The sequence below is a fragment of the Microbacterium sp. NPDC090003 genome (genome assembly GCF_044748385.1).
Classification (GTDB): domain Bacteria; phylum Actinomycetota; class Actinomycetes; order Actinomycetales; family Microbacteriaceae; genus Microbacterium.
In genome coordinates this window covers 1,453,945-1,469,172 of the sequence record NZ_JBIVFW010000001.1, presented here as the reverse complement: position 1 = coordinate 1,469,172, position 15,228 = coordinate 1,453,945, and the positions used below count along the sequence as shown (strand labels likewise).

Annotated in this window: 15 protein-coding genes; 11 read left to right on the top strand and 4 right to left on the bottom strand. The window is 67.6% G+C overall.

What is annotated here, in order from left to right:
* The first annotated feature begins 152 nt into the window (after positions 1-152).
* Entirely contained in the window at positions 153-1,016 is an 864-nt protein-coding gene (locus ACIPVN_RS07115; RefSeq protein ID WP_400441352.1) for a GyrI-like domain-containing protein, read from the top strand.
* A gap of 49 nt (positions 1,017-1,065) precedes the next feature.
* Positions 1,066-1,680, top strand: coding sequence for a GyrI-like domain-containing protein (locus ACIPVN_RS07110; RefSeq protein WP_400441349.1), 615 nt, complete (start codon positions 1,066-1,068; stop codon positions 1,678-1,680).
* Between the two features lie 100 nt (positions 1,681-1,780).
* Here ACIPVN_RS07110 and ACIPVN_RS07105 read toward each other — a convergent pair whose 3' ends face one another.
* Positions 1,781-2,428, bottom strand: coding sequence for a LysE family translocator (locus ACIPVN_RS07105; protein WP_400441346.1), 648 nt, complete (start codon positions 2,426-2,428; stop codon positions 1,781-1,783).
* A 105-nt stretch (positions 2,429-2,533) separates the two neighbouring features.
* Between ACIPVN_RS07105 and ACIPVN_RS07100 the strand changes: the two genes are divergently transcribed.
* The 5 genes from ACIPVN_RS07100 to ACIPVN_RS07080 all read left to right on the top strand — a co-directional run bounded on the left by ACIPVN_RS07100 (position 2,534) and on the right by ACIPVN_RS07080 (position 6,148).
* Positions 2,534-2,878, top strand: a complete 345-nt coding sequence (locus tag ACIPVN_RS07100) for a hypothetical protein (protein WP_400441343.1) — start codon at positions 2,534-2,536, stop codon at positions 2,876-2,878.
* Positions 2,875-4,803 carry an alpha/beta hydrolase gene (locus tag ACIPVN_RS07095; RefSeq protein WP_400441336.1) on the top strand — a complete coding sequence of 643 codons (1,929 nt, stop codon included), beginning with the start codon at positions 2,875-2,877 and terminating at the stop codon, positions 4,801-4,803. The genes ACIPVN_RS07100 and ACIPVN_RS07095 overlap by 4 nt, the downstream gene beginning before the upstream one ends.
* A 62-nt stretch (positions 4,804-4,865) precedes the next feature.
* Complete coding sequence (locus ACIPVN_RS07090) at positions 4,866-5,438, top strand: hypothetical protein (protein WP_400441333.1); 573 nt, start codon at positions 4,866-4,868, stop codon at positions 5,436-5,438.
* Positions 5,435-5,788 (top strand): hypothetical protein, encoded by a 354-nt coding sequence (locus ACIPVN_RS07085; RefSeq protein ID WP_400441331.1) that lies wholly within the window; start codon positions 5,435-5,437, stop codon positions 5,786-5,788. Before ACIPVN_RS07090 ends, ACIPVN_RS07085 begins: the two co-directional genes overlap by 4 nt.
* A 156-nt stretch (positions 5,789-5,944) precedes the next feature.
* The gene (locus ACIPVN_RS07080; RefSeq protein ID WP_400441329.1) at positions 5,945-6,148 is read left to right on the top strand and encodes a hypothetical protein; all 204 of its coding nucleotides are present in this window, start codon (positions 5,945-5,947) and stop codon (positions 6,146-6,148) included.
* Between the two features lie 60 nt (positions 6,149-6,208).
* Here ACIPVN_RS07080 and ACIPVN_RS07075 read toward each other — a convergent pair whose 3' ends face one another.
* The 3 genes from ACIPVN_RS07075 to ACIPVN_RS07065 form a co-directional block, all read right to left on the bottom strand.
* On the bottom strand, positions 6,209-6,964 hold the full coding sequence (locus ACIPVN_RS07075; RefSeq protein ID WP_400441326.1) for an SDR family oxidoreductase: 756 nt from the start codon (positions 6,962-6,964) through the stop codon (positions 6,209-6,211).
* 76 nt (positions 6,965-7,040) lie between these two features.
* Positions 7,041-7,433 carry a hypothetical protein gene (locus ACIPVN_RS07070; RefSeq protein WP_400441323.1) on the bottom strand — a complete coding sequence of 131 codons (393 nt, stop codon included), beginning with the start codon at positions 7,431-7,433 and terminating at the stop codon, positions 7,041-7,043.
* Complete coding sequence (locus ACIPVN_RS07065; protein WP_400441320.1) at positions 7,430-8,326, bottom strand: RNA polymerase sigma-70 factor; 897 nt, start codon at positions 8,324-8,326, stop codon at positions 7,430-7,432. Before ACIPVN_RS07065 ends, ACIPVN_RS07070 begins: the two co-directional genes overlap by 4 nt.
* A 192-nt stretch (positions 8,327-8,518) precedes the next feature.
* On the opposite strand from ACIPVN_RS07065, the gene ACIPVN_RS07060 reads away from it, so the two are divergent.
* From ACIPVN_RS07060 to treZ, 4 genes are read left to right on the top strand one after another with little or no spacing between them, the layout of a single operon-like run.
* Entirely contained in the window at positions 8,519-8,842 is a 324-nt protein-coding gene (locus ACIPVN_RS07060; protein WP_400441318.1) for a hypothetical protein, read from the top strand.
* Complete coding sequence (gene glgX / locus ACIPVN_RS07055) at positions 8,839-11,097, top strand: glycogen debranching protein GlgX (RefSeq protein WP_400441315.1); 2,259 nt, start codon at positions 8,839-8,841, stop codon at positions 11,095-11,097. The genes ACIPVN_RS07060 and glgX overlap by 4 nt, the downstream gene beginning before the upstream one ends.
* On the top strand, positions 11,094-13,442 hold the full coding sequence (gene treY, locus ACIPVN_RS07050; RefSeq protein WP_400441313.1) for a malto-oligosyltrehalose synthase: 2,349 nt from the start codon (positions 11,094-11,096) through the stop codon (positions 13,440-13,442). Before glgX ends, treY begins: the two co-directional genes overlap by 4 nt.
* Positions 13,439-15,223, top strand: coding sequence for a malto-oligosyltrehalose trehalohydrolase (gene treZ / locus ACIPVN_RS07045; RefSeq protein WP_400441310.1), 1,785 nt, complete (start codon positions 13,439-13,441; stop codon positions 15,221-15,223). The genes treY and treZ overlap by 4 nt, the downstream gene beginning before the upstream one ends.
* The last annotated feature ends 5 nt before the right edge of the window (positions 15,224-15,228 follow it).

Here is a 15,228-nt window from a genome sequence, read left to right as displayed (position 1 = left end):
TCAGCGCCCGGGGCGCTGACGCGGCGCGCGTGCCCCGAAGGCATCCAGTGCGTCGAGGATCTCGGTCGCCTGTCGATCGGATCCGTCCGGAATGATCGGGCTGCTGCGCCCTGTCGCGCGAAATGCTGGGGTCATCCACAGAGGAGGAACGCATGATCGGCACGTTGAACGCTCTGGTCGACCTGGTCGAGAGCGCCGACGTCGATGACCTCGATGTCGCCGGATTCGCTCGCAACCGCGGCACTACGGAGTACCACCTGCGTCGGATGTTCTCGACGCTGGCGGGCATGCCGCTGTCGGAGTACGTGCGTCGGCGCCGCATGACGCTCGCCGGCGCGGAACTCGTCGCCGGGGCATCCGATCTGCTCGATGTCGCCGTGCGCCACGGATATGGCTCGGTCGAAGCCTTCGGCCGCGCGTTCCGAGCCGTGCACGGGATCGGGCCGGCCGACGCGCGCCGTGACGGCGGACCTCTTCGCACACAACCCACGCTCCGGTTCCGCCTGAGCGTCGAAGGGAGCACTCCCATGCACGTCACCATCACCCATCACCCCGCGATCGTCCTCGTCGGGCACGCGGTCGAGGTTCCGCTGGTCTATCGCGGGGTCAACCCGCGCATCCAGGAGCACATCGCCGCGATCGCTCCCGAAGAGCACGCGCGCCTCAAAGCGCTGTCGGATGCCGAGCCCACCGGCATCCTGGCCGTCACCGCCGACGTCGAGCCCGATGCGCCGGAAGGCACCCCGCTCACCTATCTGCACGGTGTCGCTCTGCAGGAGGCGTCGCCCGTGCCCGCCGACCTCGACGTGATGCCGGTGCCCGCCGGTTCTTGGGCCGTGTTCGCGGCCGAGGGGCCGTTCCCCGAGACGCTGCAGAACCTCTGGGCGGCGACGGCGACCGAATGGTTCCCCTCGAACCCGTGGCGACTGCGGCCCGGTCCCTCGATCGTGCGCTACCTGGAGTTCATCGGCGCGCACGCGTCGTGCGAGCTCTGGTTGCCGGTCGAAGAGGCCTGAGATACTCCTCGTGCGGGCGGCGTGGGCGGCCCGCACGAGGAGGCACTCCATGGCGACCGATCTGAAGAAGGCGCTCGACGCGTACCAGGCGAAGCGCGGGGTGTTCCGGCTCGTCGACGTGCCGCCGATGCAGTACCTGATGATCGACGGTGCGGGTGATCCGAACACCTCGCCGGCCTACGCGGATGCCCTCACGGCGCTGTATCCGATCGCCTACGGGGTCAAGTTCGCGAGCCGCGCGCAGCTCGGCGTCGACACCGTCGTCATGCCGTTGGAGGGACTCTGGCATGCCGAGGATATGGCCTCGTTCACCTCGCGCCGCGACAAGTCGACGTGGCTGTGGACGATGATGATCATGGTCCCGGAACACGTCACCGCCGAGATGGTCGAGACGGCGCGCGACAAAGCGGCGGCGAAGCGAGACGCCTCGCCGAGCCTGCCGGCGGTGCGGCTCGCGACCTTCGACGAGGGTCTGTGCGTGCAGACGCTGCACATCGGGTCGTACGACGACGAGGCGCCCGTGCTCGAAGATCTGCACCGCTTCATCCCGGAGAACGGGCTGGAGATGCGCGGCATCCACCACGAGATCTACCTCAGCGACGCGCGTCGGGTCGAGCCGGCCAAGCTCCGCACGATCCTGCGGCAGCCGGTCGCGCGGGTCTGACGCGCGCACCACTTCGCAGATCTGCAGAACTTCGCATGAGAGTGGTGCGAAGCATCCGCAGTTCTGCAGATCTGCGAGATGGTGTGCGGGCGTGCGGGGCTCACGCCGTCGCGGGCTTCTCGCTCCACAGCAGCAGGAAGGCCCCGAGCCCGATCATCATGCCGCCGCCGGTGGCCGACATGGTGGAGAGGCGGCGGGGTGAGCGGCCGAACCAGTCGCGGGCCGCGCTCGCCAGCAGCACCCAGATCGCGTCGCAGCTGACGCCGATCGCGACGACGATGATGCCGAGCACGAAGAGCTGCAACGGAACGGATCCCGCGTGCAGATCGACGAACTGGGGGAGGATCGCGAGGAAGAACGCGATCGATTTCGGGTTGGTGAGGCCGACGATGAAGCCTTCGAACAACAGCCGCCGGCCGGGCTTCTTCGTGGCGGGAGCGGATGCCGCGGCCGCCGCGTCTCTCCGATGGCGGATGGCCTGGATGCCGAGGAACACGAGGTAACCGGCGCCGAGCACCTTCACAATCGTGAAGAGGATCACGGACTGCGCGATCGCCGTGCCGATGCCGAGGGCCACGGCGAGGACGAGCACGATCGATCCGACGGCGGTGCCGAGGCTGCTGAGGAACCCGCCGACGCGGCCGAGAGCAATCGAGCGCCCGATCGTGAACAGCACCGTGGGCCCAGGGATCACGACCATCACGAACGCGGCGACGACGAAGGCCAGGAGCGTCTCGGGGGCGAACATGAGCCGATCCTAAAGGCATATTGGCATGCTCTCCACAGATGTGGCTCATCTGTCTTCACATGGGGTCGAACTGTCGTAATCTCGCTTTCGAGATCGGAGGTTCGAATGGTGGACGATGGGTGGTCGGTGTCGCCCGAGCAGGTATCGGTCGTGCTGCAGAACGTCGACGTCGCGGGGGAGCCGCTGGGGCAGGCGGTGAAGGATGCTCAGGCTCTCGCCGAGCGTCGATCGGAGCTCATCGTGACCGGGCGCACGACTCTTGCCGAAGCGTGGGACGACTTCCTCGAGGTGCGAGCGCTGGTGCCGGGTATGGCGATCACCGCGGTGTCGAATGCGGCGGCCGCAGTGGTGGAAGGCGTGCTCGCGATCACGGCGGGTGATGAGGTCATGGCTGAGACCTGGCGCTCAGAACACCCGGGGATCTTCGAGGGGCAGGTGAAGATCTCGTGAGCGCCTTCGTCTCGCACACATTGCGCGAGGTGCCCTCCTCGACGGCGATGTCGGCTCTAGGCACAAGCGCCGAATCGCTCGGAACCCTGGTCGTGGAAACGATGGATGCGGTCAGGACCCAATGGGTGGAGCTGGAAGGCGCGTTCACTCTCATTCCGGCAGGCGACACCTCCGGAGCGATGATGACGCCGTCGGAATCCTCGAAAGGGTTCCGCGATGCGATGGACGCCGCGAGGAAGGCTCTGGCGGATGCTGCCGGCGACGTGTTCGCCGTGCTCGAGCAGACGCGCACCGAGCTACAAGGGACGATCCAGAATCTCAACGAGCGGCATTACTCGCATTCCTTGATCCTCGATCAGGAGATCGCGACGTTTCAGGCCGACCCTGGGAACGATCCTGTCAACAACGGGAGGAACCATCCGGAGACGGATGCGTACACCTCGGCGAAGGTGAACCTCGGATTGCTCGATCAAGAAGCGGAACGGCTCGCATTGGAAGTCGAGATGTTTAACCGCTCGGTCGATCAAGCGGAGCAGGACCTTGCAGACAAGCTGCGCGGGATCGAAGGAGGCGACGCGATCTATCAGTCGACCGGCAAGGCCGTGACGACCGCGCAGACCGTGTGGGGATTGACCCCACCGGGACCCTCACAGGACCCAGGCACGGCACCAACGGCGGTGCCGTTGGGCGACTATCTCGACCTCGCGATCGCTCGTGCTGCGGCCGCCCGCTTCGAGTGGTTCACGACGGCAGGCGAAAAGGACGTCTCCGATTGGATCGTGGCCCATCCTGAGTTTTTCGCGGCTATCGGTTTCATCCCGCCCGCGAAGGCCAACGAGATCTGGGATCGCCTTCGGAACCGATCGACAGCGGATGCCTCTGGCGTCTGGACGTCCGGGCCGCTGGCTACCTTGTGGGACCGAGCCCCGGCGTCGATCGGCAACCTCAACGGCCTCAAGACCGCAGATCGTGTGCCATGGTCCACGCGAGAAGTCGAGCGATTGCTCGATGATCCGACGCTGACGGATGACCAGCGTACAAAACTCAACCTGCTCAAGCGCCAAACCGAAGAAGGAATGGGGATTCTCTCCGCCTTCATCGATGAGACAGGCGATGTCCGAGCCTCTCTCGTGCGGGGCGACCCCGATACGGCTGACCAGGTCATCACGATCACGCACGGTATTCAGACCGATGTCGGCACGCTCGGTGAGTGGGGACAAATCGCGCGGGACGTGTACGACTACACGAATCAGCAGGTCGACTTCCGCAATATCGACTCGTCAACCGCGGTGATCCTCCAGATGGAGTGGGACTCCGGTGACATGTGGTCTGTCTGGGCAGACGAATTGCCCAGCAATGGCGCCAGTCGCATCGCAGCCCTCGTCGAGGGGTTGCGCCACGTCAATCCGGAAGCCTGGCAGGAGGGGTGGGCTCACTCTCTCGGCACGACGGCGGTCACCCTGAGCTCTCAACAGTCGCCTGGCGTGTTTGACCACATGACTCTTTTCGGGTCGGCCGGGTTGACTCCAGAAGGCAACGCTGCGATGGAGGGCGCTATCGCTCAGGGAGACGCGACGGTGTCGGTTACTGGTGCCAGTGCCGACTGGATCGCGATCTGGGGGAGGCCCCCGGTGCTATCCACGCACTCTATTGATCCTGCAGGTAGCGACGGGGTCGAGATCTTCGATTCGAACGGCGGAGTCGTGGCCGACTACGTGACGCCAGACCTCCGGCCTGTGATCGGCTTGCCTACGGGCGGCCATAACGCGGGGGCGTCGACGGAGTGGTGGTATCGCCTTCACCGGTCTCCCGGGTTCACGTTCTCGTTCGCACCCGAAGACAGCGTCGGATATCTCGACCCTCGTGGTCAATCTTTCCTTCAAGCCGTAGCCGACTACGCCGAACGAGTGGAGGAACGGCAGTGAGCGGATCACGAATACGATCTCGTCGCGCACGATTGCGCGTGGCCACGACCCTAGGAGTTGCGATGATGGCGCTAACCGGCTGTGTCCCCAATGGGCCTGAACTTTTCCTTCAGGCAAAAGACGTCTACTCATCAATGCGCGAGAAAGTGGCCGAACTTCAGGTTCATGTGTATGACGGGGAATGGGACCTCCCTGGGTGGGGAGTGGCCCCCGAAAAATGTGGTTCCAAGGGATACCGCTTTTCGTTCACGCGAACAACTCCTCTCGATGACGGGTGGTGGCTCCCTCAACAAACGACCGAGGACAAAGTCGACGCGCTCATGCAGTGGCTAGATCAGAACGGTTGGTCGGAAGTGCGAATGCGTACCTACAGCGGTGGAGTCACCGCGGTCAACATCGAAGCAAAGTACCCCGATGCGCACGTGCAGGACATCTTGATCACGGTGACGACAGGACCCGCCAACGACATCGTGCATCTGAAAGTGACAGGCACCTGCGAGCCCGGAGATGACTCCGAGCTCTGGGAGCTGATGTTCCCTGACGGCTACCCAGGATCGGACGCCCCGCAGTCTGTGCACCCATCGGTGGAGCCTCCGTTTGGCGATGCGGCTCCGACCTCAACACCGGAATCATGATCAACGACAGCGAGGCCCCGATCATCACGTCTCCCATGGCGTCGGAGGGCAGAGTGGCGCGTATCAAGAGGAAGCGCGACAGAGCCGAGACGTTCGGCGCGATCGTGGTGTTCACGCCGCTGGTCGTCACCGGTCTCTCGTTCTTGATCATGGCCGTCCCGGTTGTCGGCATCATCGGTATCTCGATCTTCCTGTACTTCTCGATGGCATGGTGGATCGTCGGTCTGGCGTCGTTGTTCGTGCTGTTCCTCGCCCTGTGGGGCAACCGTCAGGTGGCGCTGTACGGTGCGCTCGGGATGCTCGAATCGTTGGTACTCGGCATGATCTGCTCGCACTTGCCCGGCCTATGAACGAGGAAACCGAACCGGAACGGACGGATGCCATGCCGCCGTATGTTCCGACCTGGGTCGACCGTGAGCGAGCGCTCGCGGCGGCCTGGATCTCGTCGGTCACGGCCGCCGCGCTTTGGGCAGCATTCCCGTTGTGGACGATCTGGTCGGGTTTACTTGAGCTTCATCCCGATCTGGCAGTACCTGCAGTACGGGGTTTCGATCGTTCTCGCCGTGTTCATCTACCGAAGCGTGCACTTGCGCACCCGGTTCGGATCTCTCACTACCAAAATCTTCGGCACGCTGGCAGCAATCGCCATCGCCGCGCTCGGCCCTGTCCTCCTCTTCTACATGCTCGAACACCCGTGGGGCTGGTCGTGACCTGACATACGAGAGCGGCCGCCGGGTATCCACCCCGCGGCCGCTCCGAGGGCTCGAGACTCAGCGCGGCGGGTTCGCGGGCAGCCACTCCGCGAGCGTCGTGGCGAAGATCTGCGCCCCCTCGACGGGGAGCAGTGTGCGCTCCTCGATGTGCGCCCCGAAGTACTGGGCATCGGGGTCCTGCACCACGACACGATCGTCTCCGCGGAACGCCAGCCCGCGGCGGATGAAGTCGTCCATCGTGAACACCTCCGGGCCGGCGATCTCGATCCCGCCACCCAGCGGTTCGCCCACGGCGGTGCGGGCGACGGCCGTGGCGACGTCGTCGGCAGCGATCGGCTGGATGAGGGCACCGGGCAGGCGCACCTCGGCTCCGGAGGCGACGGTCGAGGCGATGCTGCTGATGAACTCGAAGAACTGCGTCGCGTGCACGAACGAGTACGGCACGCCCGACTCCGCGATCAGCTTCTCCTGCGCGGCCTTGGCATGGAAGTAGTCGATGTTCTGCGGGCGGTCGGTGCCGACGATCGTCAACGCGACGTGGTGCCCGACACCGGCGGCCTTCTCCGCGGCGAGCATGTTCTGCGTCGACGTGGTGAAGAACGCGAGCACGGCATCCTTCTCGAACGACGGCGAGTTCGACACGTCGACCACGACGTCGGCGCCGGTCAGCGCTTCGGCGAGGCCCTCTCCGGTGATCGAGTTCACCCCGGTGTTGGGCGAGGCGGCGATCGCCTCGTGGCCGTGGGCGGTGAGCTTCGCGACGACTTTGGAACCGATGAGTCCCGTGCCGCCGATGACGACGATTTTCGACATGTCGAGCCTTTCTCTGGGGCACGCCGCGGAAAAGGGGCGTCACAGTACTGACCGCACGCCCCCGGGAGGTGTGACGTCAGTGCCGATCCCAGTTCGCCAGCTTCGCCGGATCGCACACGATCCAGAGCTCGGCGACGCGTCCGCCCCTCTGCGACGCGCACACCGTCGCGACCGGTCGGCCGCCCGCGAGCGCCACCAGGCCGGGATCGCCGTTGATCGACACCCGCCGCAGCTCCCGGCCGGCGAGCGCGGTGCGCAACTCGCGGGCCGCGGCATCCGCGCCCTGCAGCGCGTCGCGCGAGCGGACCTCGCGTCCACCGTCGTCGACCAGCGTCAGGACGTCCGGCCGGAGCAGGGCGAGCAGCGCCCGGGCATCCGATGCGGTCGCAGCACCCGCGAGCGCCTCGATCATCGGTGCACCGGCCGCGCGCGTCGCCCGCCACCATCGCCCGGGCCGTGCGCCGGTCATGCCGGCAGGGCGGTGACGTGCCGCAGCTTGTCGGGGCTCATCACCCAGAGCAGCTGGCGGATGCCGTCGTCCGACGTCGTGATCGTGACCATGGTCGTGACGACCCCGTCTTCGATGAGCGTGGCGGCGGGCTGGCCGTTGACGCGCACCCACCCGATCGTCTTGCCCGTCCAGAAGTGGTGCGCGAAGGCGGCGACGAAGGTCGCGACCCGCCCGCGCCCGATCACGGGGATGCGGGCGGCGAGCTTGACCCCGTTGCCGTCGGTGTAGCTGACGACCTCCTCGGCCAAGAGCTTCTCGAGCTGCGCGGCATCTCCCTTGCGCGCGGCGACGAGGAAGGCCTCGAGCAGACTGCGCTGGGCGGTGGGTGCGACCGCGATGCGCCGCTCCGAGCTGAGATGCGCGCGGGCGCGGCTGACGAGTTGTCGAGCGCTGACCACGCTCACCGAGATGACCTCGGCGATGCGCGGGTACGGGTAGTCGAACGCCTCGCGCAGCACGTAGGCCGCGCGCTCGGTGGGGGTGAGCTTCTCGAGCATGATCAGCACGGCGAACTGCAGCGCCTCGGCGCGTTCGGCGCCGAGCGCCGGGTCGTCGTCGGTGTTCACGGGCTCGGGCAACCAGGGGCCGACATAGGTCTCGCGACGCGCCCTGGCCGAGGTGAGCGCGTTGATCGAGAGGCGGGTCGCGATGGTCGTGAGAAAAGCGGCGGGTTCTCGGATGCCGGCGCGATCAGCGCCCTGCCAGCGGATCCACGTCTCCTGCACGATGTCCTCGGCATCCGACACGCTGCCGAGCATCCGGTAGGCGACGCCGAAGAGGCGACGGCGATGCGCGTCGAAGGTCTCGAGCGCATCGTGCAGAACATCGTCGGACGGCTGAGCGTCGGCCATTGTCTTCTCCTCCCCGCGCGGAGCACGGTCGTTCCCACTCGCTCTGACCGGGCAGCGGGGCGATCTGTGACACGGGCCGCGACGAAGAGGACTGCCGATGCTAGCCACAGGTAAGCCGAAATGGCAATGGCGTTCTCCGAATCGCCTCGCGCGCCTATCGTCGGCATCACAAACAGAATCACAGGAGCCCGCATGACTGCACACACCCGCACATCCCCCGGCTCCGCGTGCGGAGGCGACGAGCCGAGCGCCGTCCACAGCTCCGCCGTCGACACCCCCGTCGTTGAAGAGGCGACGCCCGAACCGGCGTACGAGCGCGTCGATCCCGACCGCTACGTGGTGCTGCATGACGGCCCCATCGGCTACGTCGAGGTCGTGTCGCCCGTGTTCGTCTGCTACGTCGGCCACCCGTACGCCCAGGCGAGCGAGATCGCCCAGGTTCACGACTTCCATCGCGCCGTGGAGATCGTCGCCGAAACAGTCGCGTCATCGCGTGCGCCTAAGATCACGGCATGAGCCTCGAGATCTGGCCGGGAACGCCCTACCCCCTGGGGGCCACCTATGACGGACAGGGAACCAACTTCGCCCTCTTCAGCGAATGCGCCGAGAAGGTCGAGCTGTGCCTCTTCGATGCCGACGGCACCGAGCAGCGCGTGGAGCTGACCGAGGTCGACGCCTTCGTGTGGCACGGTTACCTGCCGGCGGTGCAACCGGGGCAGCTCTACGGCTATCGCGTGCACGGCCCCTACGACCCCGCCGAAGGTCAGCGCTTCAACCCGAACAAGCTGCTGCTCGACCCCTATGCGAAGGCCGTCGCCGGCGACATCGACTGGGGACAGTCGCTGTTCGGCTACGATTTCGGCGACCCCGACTCGCGCAATGACCAGGACTCCGCGGCCGACATGGCCAAGGGCGTCGTCATCAACCCGTTCTTCGACTGGGCGGGTGACCGTCTGCTCAAGACGCCGTACGCGCAGACCGTGATCTACGAGGCGCACGTGAAGGGCCTCACGATCCAGCATCCCGATGTGCCCGAGGACCTGCGCGGCACCTACGCCGGCATCGCCCACCCGGCCATCATCGACCATCTCGTGCGCCTCGGTGTCACCGCCATCGAGCTCATGCCGGTTCACCAGTTCGTGAACGACTCCGTGCTGCAGGACAAGGGGCTCTCCAACTACTGGGGCTACAACACGCTCGCGTTCTTCGCTCCCCACAACGACTACGCCTCGAACGGCCAGCAGGGTCAGCAGGTGCAGGAGTTCAAGGCGATGGTGCGCGCGCTGCACGCCGCGGGCATCGAGGTCATCCTCGACGTCGTCTACAACCACACCGCGGAGGGCAACCACCTGGGGCCGATGCTCTCGATGCGCGGGATCGACAACCGCGCGTACTACCGGCTCGAAGAGGACAAGCGGTATTACACCGACTACACCGGCACGGGCAACAGCCTCAATGCCGGGAGTCCGCACGCGCTGCAGCTGATCATGGACTCGCTGCGCTACTGGGTCACCGAGATGCACGTCGACGGGTTCCGCTTCGACCTCGCCTCGACGCTCGCCCGCGAGTTCTACGACGTCGACCGGCTGGCGGCGTTCTTCGAGCTCGTGCAGCAGGATCCGATCGTCTCGCAGGTGAAGCTGATCGCCGAGCCGTGGGACGTCGGCCCCGGCGGCTACCAGGTGGGCAACTTCCCCCCGCAGTGGACCGAGTGGAACGGCAAGTACCGCGACACGGTGCGCGACTTCTGGCGTGGTGAGCCGCAGGCCCTCGGCGAGTTCGCGTCGCGCCTGACCGGTTCGGCCGATCTCTACGAGCATTCGGGCCGTCGCCCCGTGGCCTCGATCAACTTCGTGACCGCTCACGACGGCTTCACGCTGCGCGACCTCGTGTCGTACAACGAGAAGCACAACGAGGCGAACGGCGAAGACAACAACGACGGCGAATCGCACAACCGTTCCGACAACAACGGCGTCGAGGGTCCGACCGACGATGCCGAGATCAACCGGCGTCGGGCGCAGCAGCAGCGCAACTTCCTGGCGACGCTGCTGCTCTCTCAGGGCGTGCCGATGATCGCCCACGGCGACGAATTGGGCCGCACGCAGGGCGGCAACAACAACGGCTACGCCCAGGACAACGAGATCACCTGGGTCGATTGGGAGGCCGCAGACGGGCCGCTCATCGAGTTCACCGCGGCGGTCGCGCGTCTGCGGCACGACCATCCGACGTTCCGCCGCAGCCGTTTCTTCGATGGCCGCCCCGTGCGCGACGAAGACGGCGGGCGCGTCCCCGATGTGGTGTGGCTGCGGCCGGACGGCCGCCCGATGAAGCCGGAGGACTGGGACTCCGGGTTCGGGCTCTCGGTCGGCATGTTCCTCAACGGCTACGGCATCCGCGAGAAGGACGTGCGCGGCCGCCCCGTCACCGACGTGAACTTCCTCGTCTACTTCAACAGCGGGGATGCCGCGGTCGATGCGGTTCTACCGCCGGCCCGCCTCGCGAAGGGCTGGGAGATCGTCGTCGACACGGCGGGCCAGTCGGTCGAGGGAGCGACCCTGCGCCCGCGCGACGATCTCACACTCGAGGCGCAGTCGCTGCTGGTGCTGCGCGAGCGCCCCGAGGCGGAGATCGATACCGACGACTCCGTCGAGGCATCGCTCCGCGCGCAGACCGAACACGTCGAAGCGGTCGAGGCGGCTGCGGCCGCATCCGCCGCCGAGGCCGAGGCGGACGCCGCTCCGAACGAGGCAGCGGACGAGGAGAACCCGTGACCCGTCGCCCCCTTTCGACGTACCGCCTGCAGATCACCTCCCGCCTGACACTCGACGAGGCGGCGCGTGTCGCGCCGTACCTCGCCGCGCTCGGCGCGGATTGGGCGTATCTCTCCCCGCTGCTCGCCGCGACTCCGGGATCCGACCACGGCTACGACGTCGTCGATCACTCGCGGGTCGATCCGAGCCGTGGGGGAGCGGAAGGACTCGAGCGATTCGCGGCTGCGGCGCACGGCGCAGGCCTCGGCATCCTGATCGACACGGTCCCGAACCACATGGGGGTCGGCGTTCCGCGCGCGAACCCGTGGTGGTGGGACGTCCTGCGCCTCGGGCGCTCGTCGTCGCACGCGGTCGCATTCGACATCGACTGGCGACGGGGCGACGACCGGGTGCGCCTGCCGATCCTCGGTGCGGCTCCCGCCGACGTGGTGGCGTCGGGTGATCTCGTCGTCGACACGACTCCGCAGACGGATGCTCCGGACGGCACCCTCTCCTACTTCGAGCACGTGCTCCCGCTGGCCCCCGGCACGGCGGCGCTGGCCGACGACCTGTCGGCGCTCCTCGCCGCCCAGCACTACGAACTGCGGTTCTGGGAAGACCAGAACACCGAGCTCAACTACCGGCGGTTCTTCGCGGTGCCCGAGCTCGCCGGCATCCGTGTCGAGCTCGCCGATGTCTTCGCGGCGTCGCACCGCGAGATCGTCCGCTGGATCACCGAGGGTCTCGCCGACGGGCTGCGGGTCGACCATCCCGACGGACTGTCGGACCCGGGCGGCTACCTCGAGAACCTCGCGGATGCCACGGGCGGGGCCTATGTGCTCGTCGAGAAGATCCTCGAGCCGGGCGAGGCGCTGCCCGACTGGTGGCGCACCGACGGAACCACCGGATACGACGCCCTGGGTGAGATCGACCGTGTGCTCATCGACCCCGCCGGTGTGGCGGCGCTCGATGCCCTCGACGCGCGACTGCGAGCCGACACCGGCCTTGCCGAGGCGGAGTCGTGGCACGACCTGACGCACACCACCAAGCGGATGATCGCCGAGACGATCCTGCAGTCCGAGGTTCGGCGCCTCGTGCGCAGCCTGCCGTTCGGCATCGTCGACGTCGATGACGCGCTCGCCGAGGTCGTGGCGTGCTTCCCGCTGTATCGTCCGTATCTGCCGGCGGGGCAGGAGCATCTGGACCGCGCGCTCACGGAGGCCTCCCGGCGCCGACCGGACCTCGCGGGACCGATCGCCGAACTCGCCCCGCTCCTCGCCGACACGGCGCTCGAGATCGCCGACCGCTTCCCGCAACTGAGCGGCGCGGTGATGGCGAAGGGCGTGGAGGACACGGCGTTCTACCGTTACACGCGCCTCGGCACCCTGACCGAGGTCGGCGGCGACCCGTCGATCGCGGCGCTGACCCCGGCCGAATTCCATATCGCGCAGCAGGACCGCCTGGCGGCGTGGCCGCACTCGATGACGACGCTCTCGACGCACGACACCAAGCGCTCGGAAGACGTTCGGGCGCGGCTGTCGGTGCTCGCGGAAATGCCGCAGCGGTGGGCCGATGTGCTCACCGATCTGCGCGCGATCGCCTCGACCGGTCACGGCCCCCTCGACTCCCTGCTCTGGCAGGCGGCGGTCGGGGCCTGGCCGATCTCCTTGGAGCGCCTGCGCGACTACGGCCTCAAGGCTGCACGCGAAGCGGCAGAGGCGACGACCTGGCAGCACCCCGACGAAGACTTCGAGCGGGGCGTGATCGCCATCGCGGATGCCGCGAACGGAGCCGCTCGCGAGACGATCGAGGGGTTCGTCGCCGAGATCGTCGGCTTCGGCCGGTCGAACTCGCTGTCGGCCAAGCTGCTCCAGCTCACCGGTCCGGGCGTGCCCGACGTCTACCAGGGCAGCGAGTTGTGGGATCTCTCGCTCGTCGACCCCGATAACCGGCGTCCGGTCGATTTCACCGCGCACGCGCAGCTGCTCGGCGCGCTCGACACCGACGTGGCACACGGGCTTCTGCCTGCGGTCGACGGCACGGGGCTGGCCAAGATGCTGGTCACCTCGCGGGCCCTCCGGCTGCGTCGCGATCACTCCGAGCTGTTCACCCGATATCGTCCGGCCGAGGTGGTGGGTGACGCATCCGCCCATGCCGTGGCCGTCGACCGCGGCCGCGTCACCGTCGTCGCGACCCGTCTGCCGGTCGGCCTCGCGGCCCGCGGCGGTTGGGGAGACACTCTCCTGATGCGTCCCGACAGCGCGGCGACCGACGTGCTCACGGGTCGCCGCATCGAACCCGGTCCGGTGCGCCTGGCCGACCTGCTCGACACCTATCCCGTCGCTCTGCTGATGGAGGCACGATGATCGAGGTCTGGGCGCCCCGGGCGCAGCGATTGCGGCTGCGCCGCTGGACGGATGCCGCGGCATCCTCCCACGACATCGAGCTGGCCTCGGCATCCGACGGCTGGTGGCGTGCCGACGTGGCGCTCGCCGACGGCGACCGCTACGGTTTCGTGATCGATGACGCCGACGAGGCTCGCCCCGATCCGCGCTCTCGTCGGCAGCCCGACGGTGTGCACGGTTCGTCGGCGGCCTTCGACGCGTCGACGTTCGCCTGGACGGACGCCGCGTGGACCGGCCGCCCCCTCGCCGGCGGCGTGATCTATGAGCTGCACGTCGGCACGATGACCCCTGACGGAACCCTGGACGCGCTGATCGATCGGCTCGACCACCTCGTCGACCTCGGCGTCACGCACGTCGAGCTGCTGCCGGTCAACGCCTTCAACGGACTCTGGAACTGGGGATACGACGGCGTGCTCTGGTACGCGGTGCACGAGCAGTACGGCGGCCCGCGCGCCTATCAGCGATTGGTGGACGCGGCGCACGCCCGCGGTCTCGCCGTCATTCAGGACGTCGTCTACAACCATCTCGGTCCGAGCGGCAACTACCTGCCCGAGTTCGGCCCGTACCTGCGCGACGGACAGCGGAACACCTGGGGCGACTCGGTGAACCTCGACGAGCCGGCCGTGCGCGAGTACATCATCGAGAACGCGCTGATGTGGTTGCGTGACTTCCACGTCGACGGTCTCCGTCTCGATGCGGTGCACGCGCTGCACGACGACCAGCCCGTGCACATCCTGCAACAGCTGGCCGAGCGGGTCGACGCTCTGTCGGCGCACCAGCAGCGCCCGCTGACGCTGATCGCCGAGTCAGATCTCAACGACCCGACGCTCATCCTCCCGCGCGAGGCGGGCGGATACGGGCTCACGGCGCAGTGGTCCGACGACTGGCACCATGCCGTGCACGTCGCCCTGACCGGTGAGACCGCGGGCTACTACGAGGACTTCGCCGCGGCGGATGCCGTCGCCAAGGTCACCCGGGGCGGGTTCTTCCACGACGGCACGTTCTCGTCGTTCCGCGGGCGTCCGCACGGCCGACCGATCCCCGACGCGGTGCCCGCCTGGCGACTGGTGACCTTCGCCCAGGACCATGACCAGATCGGCAATCGCGCGGCGGGCGACCGGCTTTCGCAGACGCTCTCGCCGGATCGGCTCGCCGTCGCAGCCGTGCTCACCCTCACCGCTCCCGGAACCCCCATGCTCTTCATGGGGGAGGAATGGGGCGCCTCCACGCCCTGGCAGTTCTTCACCTCGCACCCCGAGCCCGAGCTCGGTCGCGCGACCGCCGAGGGCCGAATCGCCGAGTTCGCACGCATGGGCTGGGACCCTGATCAGGTGCCCGACCCGCAGGACCCGGAGACCTTCGAGCGTTCGCACCTCGACTGGGCTGAGCTCGACCGGCCGGTGCATTCCCGCTTGCATGCCCTGTACCGCGATCTGGTCGCGTTGCGGCGCGCCCGGCCCGAACTCACCGACCCCGACTCGTCGCTCAACCGCGTCACGGTCGAGGTGAGCGCGGACTCGGCCGGTAACGCACCCGACGCCCGTATCTATCGGATCGACCGCGGTGCGCTGGCGGTACTGGTGAACCTGTCGCCCGAGCCCGCGTCCTTCGCGGTCGGCGCCGGTGACGAGGTGCTGCTCGCGACGGGCGAGGCGCAGATCATCGACGGTCAGATCACGCTCCCGTGCGAATCGGCGGTCGTCGTCGCTCCTCCCGAGGCCCCGGAGGCCGCCGCGGGGTGAGAAGC

What these genes read in the sequence shown, in the direction of transcription:
- ACIPVN_RS07115 (WP_400441352.1), top strand. Translation starts at nt 153, where the DNA reads ATGATCGGCACGTTGAACGCTCTGGTCGACCTGGTCGAGAGCGCCGAC.
- ACIPVN_RS07110 (WP_400441349.1), top strand. Translation starts at nt 1,066, where the DNA reads ATGGCGACCGATCTGAAGAAGGCGCTCGACGCGTACCAGGCGAAGCGC.
- ACIPVN_RS07105 (WP_400441346.1), bottom strand. Translation starts at nt 2,428, where the DNA reads ATGTTCGCCCCCGAGACGCTCCTGGCCTTCGTCGTCGCCGCGTTCGTG.
- ACIPVN_RS07100 (WP_400441343.1), top strand. Translation starts at nt 2,534, where the DNA reads ATGGTGGACGATGGGTGGTCGGTGTCGCCCGAGCAGGTATCGGTCGTG.
- ACIPVN_RS07090 (WP_400441333.1), top strand. Translation starts at nt 4,866, where the DNA reads ATGATGGCGCTAACCGGCTGTGTCCCCAATGGGCCTGAACTTTTCCTT.
- ACIPVN_RS07085 (WP_400441331.1), top strand. Translation starts at nt 5,435, where the DNA reads ATGATCAACGACAGCGAGGCCCCGATCATCACGTCTCCCATGGCGTCG.
- ACIPVN_RS07075 (WP_400441326.1), bottom strand. Translation starts at nt 6,964, where the DNA reads ATGTCGAAAATCGTCGTCATCGGCGGCACGGGACTCATCGGTTCCAAA.
- ACIPVN_RS07070 (WP_400441323.1), bottom strand. Translation starts at nt 7,433, where the DNA reads ATGACCGGCGCACGGCCCGGGCGATGGTGGCGGGCGACGCGCGCGGCC.
- ACIPVN_RS07065 (WP_400441320.1), bottom strand. Translation starts at nt 8,326, where the DNA reads ATGGCCGACGCTCAGCCGTCCGACGATGTTCTGCACGATGCGCTCGAG.
- ACIPVN_RS07060 (WP_400441318.1), top strand. Translation starts at nt 8,519, where the DNA reads ATGACTGCACACACCCGCACATCCCCCGGCTCCGCGTGCGGAGGCGAC.
- glgX (WP_400441315.1), top strand. Translation starts at nt 8,839, where the DNA reads ATGAGCCTCGAGATCTGGCCGGGAACGCCCTACCCCCTGGGGGCCACC.
- treZ (WP_400441310.1), top strand. Translation starts at nt 13,439, where the DNA reads ATGATCGAGGTCTGGGCGCCCCGGGCGCAGCGATTGCGGCTGCGCCGC.